The sequence below is a fragment of the Streptomyces sp. Tu6071 genome, assembly GCF_000213055.1.
Taxonomy (GTDB): domain Bacteria; phylum Actinomycetota; class Actinomycetes; order Streptomycetales; family Streptomycetaceae; genus Streptomyces; species Streptomyces evansiae.
Window position 1 is genome coordinate 194,632 of sequence record NZ_CM001165.1, and the last position, 14,235, is coordinate 208,866.

Genomic DNA, 14,235 nt, shown 5'->3' on the forward strand with positions numbered 1-14,235 from the left:
GACGGGGGCGGCACCGGCACACGGCGGATGGTGCGCGGGTGGGCTCAGTACGCGCGGTGGTAGGGCTGTGCCACGTACGGCTGCTCGCCGAGTTCCGTGGCGGCGTGCGCGGCGAAGTACGGGTCGCGCAGGAGTTCGCGGCCGAGGAGGATCGCGTCGGCCTGGCCGTCCGCGAGGATCTTCTCGGCCTGCCGCGCCTCGGTGATGAGCCCGACGGCCGCCGCGGCGAGGTCGGTCTCGTTCTTGACGCGCTCGGCGAAACGCACCTGGTAGCCGGGGCCCGCCGCGATCGGCGCGGTGGGCGAGATGCCGCCCGTGGAGACGTCGAGCAGGTCGACGCCGTGCTCCTTGAGGGTGCGGGCGAAGGCGACGGTCTCGTCGGCGGTCCAGCCCGTGCGCGGGTCCTCGGGGTCCTCCTCGAACCAGTCGGTGGCCGAGATGCGGAAGAGCAGCGGCAGCCCCTCGGGCCACACGGCGCGTACGGCGTCGACGACCTCGCGCGCGAAGCGGGTGCGGTTCTCGTAGGAGCCGCCGTAGGCGTCGGTGCGGTGGTTGCTGTACGGGGAGAGGAACTGGTGGATGAGGTAGCCGTGCGCGCCGTGGATCTCGGCGGTACGGAACCCGGCGTCGAGGGCGCGGCGCGCCGCGTCGGCGAACTGGCCGACGATCTCGCGGATGCCGTCCTCGGTCAGCTCCTCGGGCACGGTGTGCGCCTCCGTGAAGGCGAGCGCGCTCGGGGCGACGGGCGTCCAGCCGTGCTCCGCGCCGGCGGGGATCGGGGCGCCCCGGTCGACCCACGTGCGCTCCGTCGATGCCTTGCGCCCCGCGTGAGCGAGCTGGACGCCGGAGAGGGCGCCCTGCTCGTCGAGGAAGCGCGTGATGCGGCGGAAGCCCTCGACCTGCGCGTCGTTCCACAGCCCCAGGTCGTACGGGCTGATGCGGGCCTCGGGGCTGACGCCGGTCGCCTCGGTGAGGATGAGCCCGGTGCCGCCGGTGGCGCGCGCGGCGAGGTGCTGGAAGTGCCAGTCGTTCGGCACGCCCTGCTCGGGCCCGTCCGGGACGGCGCTGTACTGGCACATGGACGCCATCCAGAGCCGGTTGCGGGCGGTCAGCGACCGGAGGGCGTAGGGCTCGAAGAGCGCGCTCACGCGATTCCCCTTTCATGGTGAAGTGGCGAGGCGGCCGAGCATAGTACGAATTCCCTCGTAATACGAAACCTCTCGTACGAAGCGACCGGTGACCGTCCCGCCGCCCGGTCGGATGGCGGTCCCGGCGCCCGACCGGTGGCGGTCCCGGCGCCGCGCCCTAGCCTGGGGGCATGGACGGTACGGATGCGCGCGGGACCGGCTCCGCCGGGTTCGTCCGGGCGCTGGGCGAGCGGGCCGTCGTCCTCGACGGCGGGCTGTCGAACGAGCTGGAGGCGGCGGGGCACGGCCTCGCGGACGCGCTGTGGTCGGCGCGGCTGCTGCGCGACGAGCCCGCCGCGCTCACCGAGGCGCACCGCGCCTACGCCGAGGCCGGCGCCGAGGTCGCGACGACGGCGAGCTACCAGGCGAGCTTCGAGGGCTTCGCGCGGCACGGCATCGACGCGGCCCGCACCCGCGAGCTGCTCGCCCTGTCGGTCACGGCGGCCCGCGCCGCGGGGAGCCGGTGGGTCGCGGCCTCCGTGGGCCCGTACGGCGCGATGCTCGCGGACGGCTCGGAGTACCGGGGGCGGTACGGGGTGGGCCGCGCCGCTCTCGAACGCTTCCACGGCCCCCGGGTCGAGGCCCTGCTCGCGGCCGGGCCCGACGTCCTCGCGCTGGAGACCGTCCCGGACGCCGAGGAGGCGCGGGCGCTGCTCGCCGTCGTGCGCGGCTGCGGCGTGCCCGTGTGGCTCTCGTACAGCGTGGCGGACGGGCGGACGCGGGCGGGGCAGCCGCTGGACGCGGCCTTCGGGCTCGCGGCGGAGGCGGAGGAGGTCGTGGCGGTGGGGGTCAACTGCTGCGAGCCGCTGGAGGTGGCGGACGCCGTGCGGCGCGCCGTCGCCGCGAGCGGGAAGCCGGGCGTCGCGTATCCGAACAGCGGCGAGCGGTGGGACGCGCACGCGCGCGGCTGGCGCAGCGACCCGAGCTTCGCGCCGGAACTCGCGGCCGAGTGGTACGCGGCCGGGGCGCGGCTCGTCGGCGGGTGCTGCCGGGTGGGGCCGGACGGGATCAGGGGTGTCGCGGACGTGCTGCGCGCAGGAGCGTGAGCCCGGCGGCGAGGCTCACGAGGCCGCCCGTCAGGAACGTGCCGCGTACTCCGGCTCCGGCGAGGACGAGCCCGCCGAGCGCGGCCCCCGCGGCGATGCCCGCGTTGTAGGCGCCCGAGTTGGCGGCGAGCGCGAGGTCGGTGCGGCGGGGGGCGTAGCGAAGCATGGCGTTCTGGGCGGCGAGGAAGACCGGGCCGAGCGCGAGGCCGAGCACGGCGAGGCCGCACACCGCGAGGATTTGGTGGCGGGCCCCGGCGGCGAGGCCGAGGAGCGCTACGGCCTGCACCACGACGGCGGTGGTGAGGGCGGCCCAGGGACAGCGGTCGAGGAAGGGGCCCGTGGCGGCCACACCGGCGAGGCAGCCGAGGCCCAGGCACAGGAGCAGGAGGCTCACCGTTCCCGGGGCGAATCCGCTCTCGCTGCCGAGGAGTTCGACGACGTACGTGAATCCGGCGAAGCCACCGGTCGCGGAGAGCGCGACGGCGACGAGGACCGTGCGGAAGCGGCGTGCGTCCGGCTCGCTCGCGTACGAGGCCGGGGCGCTCTCCGGCGGCGTGATGGGCAGCAGGGCGGCGACCGGCAGGAGCGCGAGGAGGCCGAGGACGGCGAGCAGGGCGAAGGGGAGCCGCCAGTCGCCGTGCCGCCCGATCCAGGTCCCGGCCGGTACGCCGAGGACGAGCGCGAGGGAACCGGCGACCGACACGACCCCGAGCACCCGGCCCCGGCGTTCCGGCGCGAACAGGCCCACGGCGACCTGTCCGAGCACGGCCCAGAAGAGCGCCTGCGCGAGCGCGGTGACGAAGCGCGCGGCGAGGAGCGGGAGGTACGCGGGCGCGAGGGCGGCGCCGAGGCCGGAGACGGCGAGGGCCGCGAGGACGCCGGTGAGGAGGTGGCGGCGGGGCACGGCGCGGGTGAGGTGGGCGAGCGGGACCGAGACGACCGCGACGGTGAGCCCGTAGCACGAGACCAGCAGGCCGACCGCCCACAGCGGCACGTCGAGACCGGCGGCGATCCGGCCGAGCAGACCGACCGGCAGGTTCTCGGCGGTGTTGAAGGTGAAGGCCGCGAGCATGAGCCCGAGGAGTACGGCGGGGGCGCGCCACCGGCTTTCCGCTAAGGCGTTCACGCGCCCACACCACACGCCGCGCGGGACGCGCGCAAGTGGATTCCGCCTCCCCCGGCGCCGCGTCCTGTGGCTCCCGGCGCTACGGAAGGCGCCAGTCCACGGGCTGGGCGCCCTGCTTGAGGAGCAGGTCGTTGGCGCGGCTGAAGGGGCGGGAGCCGAAGAAGCCGCGGTCGGCGGACATCGGGGAGGGGTGGGCCGACTCGATGGCGGGGTAGTCCCCGAGGTGCGGGCGCAGGTTGCGGGCGTCGCGGCCCCACAGGATCGAGACGAGGGGCTTGCCGCGCGCGACGAGGGCGCGGATCGCCTGCTCGGTGACCTCTTCCCAGCCCTTGCCCCGGTGTGCGGCCGGGCTGCCCGGGGCGGTCGTGAGTGCCCTGTTGAGGAGGAGGACGCCCTGCCTGGTCCAGGGAGTGAGGTCGCCGTTGGAGGGCTGCGGGACGCCGAGGTCGGCCTGGAGTTCGCGGTAGATGTTGACCAGCGAGCCCGGCAGGCGCCGCACCTCGGGGGCGACGGCGAAGCTGAGGCCGATCGCCATGCCGGGGGTCGGGTACGGGTCCTGGCCCACGATCAGCACCTTCACCTCGTCCAGCGGCTGCTGGAAGGCGCGCAGGATGTTCTTCCCGGCCGGGAGGTACGTGCGACCGGCGGCGATCTCGCCGCGCAGGAACTCCCCCATGGCGGCGATCCGCCCGGCGACAGGGGCGAGGGCCTCGGCCCAGCCCGCTTCGACGACTTCGTTCAAGGGTTGTGCTGGCACGGCGTCACTCTATCGGCGCAGTGACGTACGTCCCAATCCGGGCTCGCGCGCGGCTCCCCGGCGTGAGGGGCCCGCGCGCGGAGGGCTAGGCTGCCGCCCGCCCCGTCCCGTGAGCCCGAGGAGACCCGCTCATGCCGCCGTACGACACCCCAGGCCGTGAGCCCGTCGTGGTGGGCGTCGACTCGGGCGGTTCCGGGGTGCGCTTCGCGGTGGCGGGCGGCCCGTACCGGGAGCCGAGGGTGCTCGTCTCGCGCGTGCCCGTACGGACGGGCCCCGAGGGGATCTCGGCGGCGCACCTGCTCGAACAGCTCCTGCCCGCCGTGCGCGGCGCGCTGCCGGAGGGGGTGCGGCCCGCCGCGCTCCTGGTGGGCGCGGCGGGGATGGCGACGCTCGGCTCCGACCTGCGGGCCGTGCTCCCGGGCGCGCTCGCCGACGCGCTCGGGCTGCCGGTCCTCGGTCTCGCCTCCGACGCCGCGACGGCCTACGCGGGCGCGCTCGGGCAGCGGGCCGGTGCGGTCGTCGCCGCGGGTACGGGGATGATCGCGCTCGGCACCGACCTGCGGGCCTGGCACCGCGCCGACGGCTGGGGCCACCTGCTCGGGGACGCGGGGAGCGGGGCGTGGATCGGGCGGGCCGGCCTCGACGCGGCCCTCCGGGCGCTCGACGGGCGGCCCGGGGGCTCGGCGGCGCTGAGGCGCCGGGCGGAGGCGGAGTTCGGGGCGCTGCCCGGACTGCCCGCGCTGCTGTACCCGCGTACCGACCGGGCGGCGGTCCTCGCCTCCTTCGCCCCGCAGGTCGCCGCCGCGGCGGGCGAGGACGGGGACGCAGTCGCCGCCGGGCTGCTGCGGGACGCGGCGGGCCACATCGCGGCGTCGGCGGCGGCCGTCTGCCCACCGGACGGTGTCGTCGCGCTCACCGGGGGGCTGTTCCGGATGGGTGCGCCGCTGCTCGCGCCGCTCGGCACGGAACTGGCGCGCGTCCTGCCGGACGCGACACGGGTGGCGGCGGCGGGCGATCCGCTGGACGGCGCCCTCCTGCTCGCGCGGGCGCTCGCCACCGACGGGCTGCGACTGCCCGCCGACGAGGCGCACCTGACGGTGCATCGGGTGGCCGCCTGAGGCGTGGCGGGCGGTGCTCGCGGGGGCTTCGCGACGTCAGGGGCGGGGGGAGAAAGCGCGGGACACCGGCTCGTTCCCGTACCGACCGGAAAAATACGGACGGATACCGCGCACGCTCCCCCTGCCCGAACGACGAGCCGGTGGAAACCAGTACCATGCGGCGCCATGAGCACCCCCTCTGGGCCCGCATCCGGCCTGCCCGTACGCATGCCCCGTCCGCGCCAGTCGGGACGGCACCGCCGACCCGAACCGGTGGTGGCGCCCGACAACGCCCCCGCCCTCGTCCTGGCCGTGCCAGGGACCCCGGGCAAGGAGGTCCGGCAGCTCGCGGACGAGGTCACCAGCATCGCCCGTTCCGAGCTGCCCGGCCTCGACGCGCACGTCGGCTACCTCGACAGCGAGGAGACCGACCCGATCCAGGCCGAGTACCCGCAGCTGAAGGCGGTGCTCGCGCACGTCTCCGCGCAGCGCGCCGAGCGCCGCGCGCGGGCCGCCGAGGCCGGCGCGGACGTGCCCGTGGACGACGGTCCCGCCGCCGTCGTGGTGCCGCTGCTCGCCGGGCCCGACAGCGCGCTGCTGCGCCGCGTGCGCCAGGCGGTGAACGACAGCCGCGCGGTCGCCGAGCTGACCGCCGTGCTCGGCCCGCACCCGCTGCTCGCCGAGGCCCTGCACGTGCGTCTGTCGGAGGCCGGGCTCGCGCGGGCCGACCGCGCGCGGCTGTTCACCGTGGCGACCGCGGCGGACGGCATCATCCTCGCCACGGTGGGCGGCGAGGAGGCCGTGCAGGCGGCCGGGATCACGGGCATGCTGCTCGCCGCGCGGCTCGCCGTGCCGGTCATGGCGGCGGCGCTCGACCAGGAGGGCGCGATCGCGGCGAAGGCCGCCGAGCTGCGCGAGGCCGGGGCGACCCAGCTCGCGCTGGCCCCGTACCTGGTCGGCCCCGAGCTGGACGAAGGGCTGTTGCGGGGTGCCGCCGAGGAGGCCGAGTGCCCGGCGGCCGAGCCGCTCGGCGCCTACCCGGCGATCGGCAAGCTCGTTGTCGACAAGTACACGGACGCGCTGGGTATCGCCCAGGCCCGCCCCCAGGGCTTCCCGCAGCGCTGAAGCGCCGCGCGGCCACCTGTCCGCCGTCCGCCCCGTTGCCGCCCGCGCGGCACGTGCTCATCCATCAGGGCCCGCTCCCGGCGTCGTAAGCGCCGGAGCGGGCCCTGCGGTGTGTGCGGGTCCGGCCCTGTACACGGGCCGTGCGGAGGGGGCCCGGCTCAGGCGAAGACGACGCAGGAGGCGGCGGGTACGGCGACCGAGCCCGTCTCGCGCGGCACCCCCGTGCCGGGGTCGACGGCGAAGCACGTGACGTTGCCGCTGTGCTCGTTGGCCGTGTAGAGGAAGCGGCCACTGGGGTGCACCGCGAGGTCGCGCGGCCAGGTGCCGCCGCACGGCACGGTGGTCACGAGACGGGCCTCGTCGCCCGCGAGCGCGAAGACCGAGACGACGTCCTCGCCGCGCACGGCGGCCCACAGCCAGCGCCCGTCCGGCGAGACCCGCACCCCGGAGCCGTAGGCGTCGCCCTGCGGCGCGAGCGGCAGCAGCGCGCTCTCCATGACCGCCTTGAGCGTGCCCGCCCCGGCGTCCCAGCGGCACACCGTGAGGGTGGGTGACAGCTCGTTCAGGATGTACAGGTGTCCCCCGTCCGGGTGGAAGACGAGGTGCCGGGGGCCCGAGCCCGGCCGCAGCGCGAACTCGCGGTGCACGACGGGCACGCCGTCCACGACTTCGAGGACGCGTACCGAGTCGGTGCCGAGGTCGACGGTGAGGGCCCAGCGACCCGAGGGGTCGGGGAGCACCTGGTGGGCGTGCGGCTCCTGCTGACGCTGCGGGTGGGGCCCCGAGCCCTTGTGCGTGAGGACGCCGGAGACGGGTCCGAGGCCCCCGTCCGCGCGGACGGGGAGCGCCGAGACGCTTCCGGAGTTGTAGTTCGCGGTCAGGAGGTGCCCGTCGTACAGGCACAGGTGCGTGGGGCCCGCACCGCGCACGGGGACGGGCGGGCCGAGCGGCGCGGGCGCGCCCGCCGTGAGGGCGAGCGCGACGGCGACTCCCTCGGTCGTCTCGCTGACCGCGTAGAGCCGCTGCCCCGCCGCGTCGAGCGCGAGGAAGGAGGGATCGGGCGCCGTCGCGGTGACGCCCGACGGCGTGAGCGCCCCGGTGTCCGCGTCCACCTCGGCGCTCGTGATGCCCTCACCGCCCCCGGCCGTGAAAGACCCGATGTACGCCCGACCGGCCCACGTACCGTCCACTGCTCCACCCCTCCGCACCCGGCGAACGCCCCCCTCCGGGGCGCCCGGGGCGACGGTAGCAGCAGGGCGGGCGGGGGTCGGCGCTGGTGGGGGGGCCGCGGCAACCCCGGGACGGGGACCGGCGCGGCGCTTTGTCGGCGCGAGGGCGGACGCGGGCGGCGGCGCGGGTCCGCTCAGGCCGTCGTGAAGTAGTGGCCCGCGTCGAGGTCGCCCAGGACCCCCGGGTGGCTCGGGGTCCAGCCGAGGAGGGTGCGGGTGGAGTCGTTCGGCATCGTGAGGTCGAGGCCGATGAAGGGGAAGCCGCGGAAGTGGGCGGCGGCCCGCTCGGCGGGAACGCCGCGCGCGGGGATGCCGAGGTGGAGGGCGATGCGCTCGGCGATCTCACGGACGGGGACGCCGGGCTCGGTCGCGGCGTGGAGCTGTGCGCCCGCCGGGGCCTTCTCCACGGCGAGGCGGTAGAGGCGGGCGACGTCCTGGACGTGCGCGGCCGGCCAGCGGTTGGCGCCCTCGCCGAGGTAGCCGGAGACGCCGCGGGCGCGGGCGATCCCGATGAGGGTCGGGAGGAAGCCCGTGGTGTCGCGCGCGCTGTGGGTGACGGGCGGGATGGCGACGTGCACGACGCGTACGTCGCGCTCCGTGTACGCGGCGAGGGCGCGGGAGACCGCCGAGCGCGGGTTCGCGGCGATGACGGCGTCCGTCGCCGGGTCCCCGGTGGGGGTCATGCCGACGCCGAGCAGCGCCTTCCCCGTGCCCGCGAGGGCGTCGCCGATCGTGCGCACGACGCCGAGGTCGGTGGCCGCCGCTCCCGCGAAGTCCCCGGCGGTCATGGTGGCGTGGTCGAAGGCGAGATGGACGACCGCGTCCGCTTCGCGCGCCGCGTCCCGCAGCGCGGCCGTGTCGGCGAAGTCGCCGCGCCGCACCTCGCCGCCGAGGGCGGAGACGACCGCCGCCGACGCGTCGGAGCGCGCGAGGCCGAGCACTTCGTGCCCCGCCCCGGTCAGCTCCTCCACGACGGCGGAACCGATGTGGCCGCTCGCACCCGTGACGAATACCCGCATGGACAGCTCCTCGTGCCGGTCCGCCCGGCACCGGGCGGAGTGATGTGACTCAGTACCGTCAACGGTACCCGAGTGACGGTACCGAGTCCCCTCACCTATCCTGTGAGGCATGGCTCGATGGGAACCGAACGCGCGGGAGCGCCTGGTCGTCGCCGCGCTGGACCTCTTCGCCGAACAGGGGTACGACGCGACCACGGTGCGCCAGATCGCCGACCGGGCGGGCCTCACCAGGACCACCTTCTTCCGGCACTTCCCCGACAAGCGGGAGGTGCTTTTCGCGGGCCAGGACACGCACGCGCGGCTGCTCTCGGAGGCGATCGGCACGGCTCCGGGCGCGGCGGGCCCGCTCGAAGCCGTCGGTGCCGGGCTCGACGCGCTCGCGGCGTCCTTCCCGGCGGGGCGCCGGGACTTCGGCGCCCGGCTCCTCGCCGTCGTCGCCCACCACCCGGAGCTTTGTGAGCGCGCGGCCTTCAAGCACGCGGGCCTCGCGGGGGCGATGGCCGAGGCGCTGCGCACCCGGGGCGTTCCCGAGCCGTCCGCGAGCCTCGCCGCCGAACTCGGCGCCCGCGCCTTCGACACGGCCTACGCGCGCTGGACCGCTCCGGACAACGCCGAATCCCTCGGTCTCCTGGCCGGGGAAGCGCTGACCGAACTGCGTGACGCGGCGGCGGCACTGGCGTGAGCGGGCACCACTCCGACGCCGGGGCGGGCACGGCCCCGGCGGTACGCGGCGGGCGGGCCGCCCCCACCCTGCGCGACGACACCGCGCGGCGGCCCGCACACAATCCCTCCCCAAACCGGCTCTCCGCCTGAGCCGCTGTCAAGGGCATACTGTTTCCCGTACAGCACAGGTGTACGACTACCCTCAGCGGTCACACGACGGGTACGGATGCCGTTCGGGCCTCTACGACGGAAAGGCGGCGATGGCCGTGACTCTTCTCGGCGTGATTCTCGTCGTCCTCGGGGCATGGCTCCTCGCCTCGCTGGCACTCGGCCTCGTCCTCGCCCGCCACACCCACCGCGGCCTGCGCCGCAGGCTCGGCGCCGCCCGCAGGCTCGTGATGGTCAAGGTCCCCGACTCGGCGGACGAGAACCCCGCGCTCTCCACCCCCCAGCCCCCCGCGACAACGGGCCGGGGCACCCGCTGAGCGGCCGTTCGCCGCGTGCGAGCGGTCCAGGGTCGACCGGCCGTAGCGGCGCGAACTCGCCCCCAGTGACCGAGCGCGTGGCAACGCAGCGGGGCAGGTGCAGACGCTGATTGCCGCCACCCTCACCGAAGCACGACGGCGGCCCCAGGAACACGATCACGACGGACCGGAGGCCGACGCGATCGGCTGATGGCGCGAGGTGACGTACGGCAGTCCCGTACTTCTTCCTGATCGGTCCCGGTCGGCGCACGCGGCATCCGCGCGAACCGCGGGGTGCCGCTCCGGAGCGACGAAAACCGGGGCAGGGCGCCGACACTCAGCACCCCTCCCGGCCCAGCACGCGGTGCGGCGATGCCCACGACGTTGCACTTGGCGATGGCGAACCAGTACGCAAGCCACGGGCCCGGCGCGCACCTCGCGACGTGGGGCCGACCACCTTCCGGCCGTCCACGGGAGCGACACCGCCGCGCCGGGCTTCCCGCGCGCGCACCTCGCACGGCTCTACCAAGACCTGCAAAACGGCGAGTTGCACAGAGGCGTCCGGCCCGATGCGAACCGAGACCCCCCACAACTGTGCGCCGCGTTCACTGCGGCAAACCCCGACCGGCTTTCCTCACGCCGACCAGAGACAGCGAAGCCCCCCGCGACCGCCCACTTCGCAAACCCCCTCGTCCGGCGCACGCGCGAACCCCACGCCCCCGAACGGCCACACTCCCCCACCTCCCTGACCCCGCCTCACCCCCTCCCCCGCCCAGGTCACCGTTCCCAACCGTCAGGTCCTGAACGTGGCCTCTTCGTGACCCCACGGCTACCAAAGCGAGGCCATCGGGCGCAACGGACCGCCTGAGCTGCGTCTTTCGGGCTTCGCGGAGCCCCGTTCCGCCCCCGCGAGGCCCGTATCCGCCTCCCGTACGACATGCGCCAGCAACAGAACCGACTTCATCTCTTGACAGGCCGCCAGCCAGGCAGCAACCTTCCGGCATCACGTGGGAACGCTCCCACGTCGGGCGTGGGAGCGCTCCACAGGCAAGCCGCACGCATGCGCGGCCCGGCCCGCCTGGCGGCCCGCTTCACCACCCGCTCCCACACGCCGCTTTCTCGACCCGGCACCGTTGCCGGAACCTAGGAGTAGTGGAATGCGCATCACCCGCACGGCCCCGGGCCGCGCCAGGAAGAGCGTGGTCCTCGCGACCACGGCCCTGACGGCCTGCGCCCTCGTACTGACCGGTTGCAGTGACGACTCCGGTTCCTCGGACAAGGCGTCCGACGGCTCGATCACCCTGACCGTCGCCGACTACGGCCAGTTCGGGTACAAGGAGGCGAAGCTCTTCGCCGAGTACCACAAGCTCCACCCGAACATCACGGTCAAGGAGGACACCACCGCGAACGAGGCGGACTACTACCCGAAGCTGCTCCAGCAGCTCAACAGCAACAGTGGTCTCGGCGACGTCGTCGGTGTCGAGGTCGGGCGCGTCAAGGAGGTCACGGACACCCAGGCGGACAAGTTCGTCGACCTCAGCAAGTCGCTCAACGTGGACGACTGGGTCTCCTGGAAGGAGAAGCAGGCCACCACGAAGGACGGCGCGGTCATCGGCGCCGGTACCGACATCGGCCCGATGTCCCTGTGCTACCGCCGCGACCTCTTCGAGCAGGCGGGGCTGCCGGACGACCGCGAGACCGTGGCCAGGGCCGTCGCGGGCGGCTGGGAGGACTACATCAAGCTCGGCCAGGAGTACAAGAAGAAGGCGCCCAAGGGCACGTACTTCATGGACTCCGCGAGCGCGATGTTCAACGCCGTCGTCTCCTCGAACGCCGAGCAGTACTACGACAAGAGCGGCAAGGCGATCTACAAGGACAGCGCCAGCGTCAAGCAGGGCTGGAACCTGGCCGCCGAGGTCGCCGACAAGAAGCTGAGCCAGGGACTCGCGCAGTTCCAGGACCCGTGGACGAACGCGCTGCGCAAGGGCACGATCGCCACCGTGGCCTGCCCCGCCTGGATGGCCGCGCAGATCTCGACGAACTCCGGTGACGCCTTCAAGGGCAAGTGGGACATCGCCAAGGCCCCCGGTGACACCGCCGCCAACTGGGGCGGCTCCTTCCTGAGCGTTCCCAAGGGCGGAAAGCACGTCAAGGAGGCCACGGCGCTCGTCAAGTGGCTGACCGCTCCCGAGCAGCAGGCGAAGACCTTCAAGGCGGTCGGCATCTTCCCGTCGAACAAGAAGGCGTACGACCTCGCGGACGTGAAGAGCGCGACGCTCCCGTACTTCAACAACGCCCCGATCGGTGAGATCTACGCGGCCGAGGCGCAGGCGATCCCCGAGGCCGTCCTCGGCGCGAAGGACGCCTCGATCAAGGACGAGATCTCGAAGCAGATCAACAACATGGAGCAGCGCGGCACCAAGCCCGACGACGCTTGGAAGGCGGCCACCCAGACCATCGACAAGTCGATCGGCTGACGGCCCGCCCGGGGTGGTCCGCGCGCGAGCGGGCCGCCCCGGGCGCCCCCTTTCCCCGTCCGTCCGTCCTTGAAGGAAAGGACAACCGTGGCCACCTCAACCCCCACCAGGCCGTCCGCCACTCCCCCGCCCCCGGCGGCGGACGCGGCGCGCGCCGAGGCCCGCCGCCGGCTGCGCAGCCGGCTGTGGCGCCTGGACGACAAGGCGTCCCCGTACGCCTACATCGCCCCGTTCTTCCTCGTCTTCGCCGCCTTCGGGCTCTACCCGCTGCTCTACACCGGCTGGATCGCGCTGCACCGCGTCGAGCTGACCGGGCTCGACCAGTCCACCTGGATCGGTCTCGACAACTTCCAGCGCGTCCTCGGCGACGGCGAGTTCTGGGACGCGGTCGCGAACACCTTCGTCATCGGTGTCATCTCGACCGTGCCGCAGCTCCTCGTGGCGCTCGGCCTCGCGCACCTGCTCAACTACCGGCTGCGCGCCTCGACGTTCTGGCGGACGGTGATCCTCACCCCGTACGCGACCTCGGTCGCCACCGCCGCGCTCGTCTTCGCGCTCGTCTTCCGTCCCGACGGCGGCCTGCTCAACTACCTGCTGCACTTCGTCGGCCTGGGCGACACCAACTGGGCCAACGGCCACTGGACCTCGAAGATCGCCATCTCGGTCATCGTCATCTGGCGCTGGACCGGCTACAACGCGCTCATCTACCTCGCCGCGATGCAGGCCGTACCGGCCGACCTCTACGAGGCGGCCTCGATCGACGGGGCCTCGCGCTGGCAGCAGTTCCGCAAGGTGACGATCCCCTCGCTGCGGCCGACGATCCTCTTCACCATCGTCATCTCGACGATCGGCTCGATGCAGCTCTTCGGGGAGCCGCTGCTCCTGGAGGGCGGCACGCTCGGCGCCACCGGGGGCAGCGAGCACCAGTACGAGACGCTGAGCATCTATCTCTACAACTACGGCTGGAAGCTCGGCCACCTCGGCCCGGCCGCCGCCGTGGCCTGGTCGATGCTCGCCCTGCTGCTGCTGATCGCGCTGATCCAGTGGCTGATCGGCCGCTTCCTGCGCAAGAGCGCGGGCTGAGAGGGAGCGAATCCATGACCACGACCACACCCACTCCTTCCGTGCTCGCCGCCGCGGACCCCGCCGCCCCCGGGCCGCAGACCTCCGGCAGGCGCCGCTTCCGCATCGGCGCGGGCGAGCAGTTGCGCGGCGGCCCGTTCACGTACCTCGCCCTCGCGGTCGTCGGCGTGCTCTCCGTCTTCCCGCTGTACTGGACGCTGGTGGCCGCCTCGCACGATCAGCAGCGGGTGCTCGACAGCCCGCCGCCGTTCCTGCCGGGCGGCCGTCTGTGGCACAACCTCCAGGCGGCCTGGGAGCAGGCGAGCCTCGGCAAGGCGCTTGTCAACACCCTGATCGTCGCGGGCTGCATCACCGCGGCGACGCTGTTCTTCTGCACGCTGGCCGGGTACGCCTTCGCCAAGCTGCGCTTCCGCGGTCGCGGGGTCCTCATGACCGCGGTGATCGCGACGCTCACCATCCCGCCGCAGCTCAGCGTCGTCCCGCTGTTCATGATCATGTCGGACATCGGCTGGGGCGGGAAGCTGCCCTCCGTCATCTTCCCGACGCTCGTGAGCGCCTTCGGCGTCTTCTTCATGCGGCAGTACCTCATCGAGGCGCTGCCGTACGAACTGATCGAGGCCGCCAAGGTCGACGGTGCCAACAACCTGCGCGTCGTGCGCAGCGTCGTCCTGCCCGCCGCCCGGCCCGCCATGATGGTGCTCGGCATGCTCACCTTCGTGCAGGCGTGGAACGACTTCTTCTGGCCGTTCCTCGCGCTCAACCAGTCCAATCCGACGGTCCAGGTGGCGCTGGGCCAGCTCAGCGCCTCGTACACCCCCGACCAGTCGATCGTGATGGCGGGCGCGCTCATCAGCACCCTGCCGCTGATCGTGGTGTTCATCGTCTTCGGCAAGCAGATCGTGGGCGGCATCATGGCCGGCGCGGTCAAGGGCTGAGCTTCTTCTTCCTTCCCCTCCACATCA

At 73.9% G+C, this 14,235-nt stretch carries 13 protein-coding genes; 8 read left to right on the forward strand and 5 right to left on the reverse strand.

Going from position 1 to position 14,235, the window contains the following annotated elements; genetic code table 11:
• Positions 1–44: 44 nt before the first annotated feature.
• Positions 45–1,148: an NADH:flavin oxidoreductase/NADH oxidase gene (locus STTU_RS00805; protein WP_043253669.1), complete on the reverse strand. Its 1,104-nt coding sequence runs from the start codon at positions 1,146–1,148 to the stop codon at positions 45–47.
• 170 nt (positions 1,149–1,318) lie between these two features.
• Here STTU_RS00805 and mmuM point away from each other — a divergent pair, with 170 nt between their 5' ends.
• Positions 1,319–2,233, forward strand: a complete 915-nt coding sequence (gene mmuM, locus STTU_RS00810) for a homocysteine S-methyltransferase (protein WP_043253671.1) — start codon at positions 1,319–1,321, stop codon at positions 2,231–2,233.
• Here the strand turns inward: mmuM and STTU_RS00815 are convergent.
• Together STTU_RS00815 and STTU_RS00820 are read right to left on the reverse strand one after the other, a co-directional pair.
• Positions 2,196–3,305: an MFS transporter gene (locus STTU_RS00815; RefSeq protein WP_007818811.1), complete on the reverse strand. Its 1,110-nt coding sequence runs from the start codon at positions 3,303–3,305 to the stop codon at positions 2,196–2,198. The genes mmuM and STTU_RS00815 overlap by 38 nt on opposite strands.
• Positions 3,306–3,438: 133 nt before the next feature.
• On the reverse strand, positions 3,439–4,116 hold the full coding sequence (locus STTU_RS00820; protein ID WP_009070900.1) for a uracil-DNA glycosylase: 678 nt from the start codon (positions 4,114–4,116) through the stop codon (positions 3,439–3,441).
• A gap of 131 nt (positions 4,117–4,247) precedes the next feature.
• Between STTU_RS00820 and STTU_RS00825 the strand changes: the two genes are divergently transcribed.
• Both STTU_RS00825 and STTU_RS00830 read left to right on the forward strand, forming a co-directional pair.
• A complete protein-coding gene (locus STTU_RS00825) occupies positions 4,248–5,234 on the forward strand; it encodes an N-acetylglucosamine kinase (protein ID WP_007818821.1) in 987 nt (328 codons plus the stop codon).
• Positions 5,235–5,399: 165 nt separating this feature from the next.
• Positions 5,400–6,338: a sirohydrochlorin chelatase gene (locus STTU_RS00830; RefSeq protein ID WP_199784990.1), complete on the forward strand. Its 939-nt coding sequence runs from the start codon at positions 5,400–5,402 to the stop codon at positions 6,336–6,338.
• A gap of 158 nt (positions 6,339–6,496) precedes the next feature.
• Here the strand turns inward: STTU_RS00830 and STTU_RS00835 are convergent, their stop codons facing one another.
• Positions 6,497–7,528, reverse strand: coding sequence for a lactonase family protein (locus STTU_RS00835; protein ID WP_007818825.1), 1,032 nt, complete (start codon positions 7,526–7,528; stop codon positions 6,497–6,499).
• Positions 7,529–7,701: 173 nt separating this feature from the next.
• Positions 7,702–8,586 (reverse strand): NAD-dependent epimerase/dehydratase family protein, encoded by an 885-nt coding sequence (locus STTU_RS00840; RefSeq protein ID WP_043253675.1) that lies wholly within the window; start codon positions 8,584–8,586, stop codon positions 7,702–7,704.
• Positions 8,587–8,695: 109 nt separating this feature from the next.
• On the opposite strand from STTU_RS00840, the gene STTU_RS00845 reads away from it, so the two are divergent.
• The 5 genes from STTU_RS00845 (at position 8,696) to STTU_RS00865 (ending at position 14,208) form a co-directional block, all read left to right on the forward strand.
• Positions 8,696–9,268 carry a TetR/AcrR family transcriptional regulator gene (locus STTU_RS00845; RefSeq protein WP_007818828.1) on the forward strand — a complete coding sequence of 191 codons (573 nt, stop codon included), beginning with the start codon at positions 8,696–8,698 and terminating at the stop codon, positions 9,266–9,268.
• A gap of 241 nt (positions 9,269–9,509) precedes the next feature.
• A complete protein-coding gene (locus STTU_RS00850; protein WP_010266473.1) occupies positions 9,510–9,734 on the forward strand; it encodes a hypothetical protein in 225 nt (74 codons plus the stop codon).
• Positions 9,735–10,870: 1,136 nt separating this feature from the next.
• Entirely contained in the window at positions 10,871–12,190 is a 1,320-nt protein-coding gene (locus tag STTU_RS00855; RefSeq protein WP_007818841.1) for an ABC transporter substrate-binding protein, read from the forward strand.
• Between the two features lie 87 nt (positions 12,191–12,277).
• Positions 12,278–13,273, forward strand: coding sequence for a carbohydrate ABC transporter permease (locus STTU_RS00860; protein ID WP_007818843.1), 996 nt, complete (start codon positions 12,278–12,280; stop codon positions 13,271–13,273).
• Positions 13,274–13,287: 14 nt separating this feature from the next.
• Entirely contained in the window at positions 13,288–14,208 is a 921-nt protein-coding gene (locus STTU_RS00865; RefSeq protein WP_007818845.1) for a carbohydrate ABC transporter permease, read from the forward strand.
• The last annotated feature ends 27 nt before the right edge of the window (positions 14,209–14,235 follow it).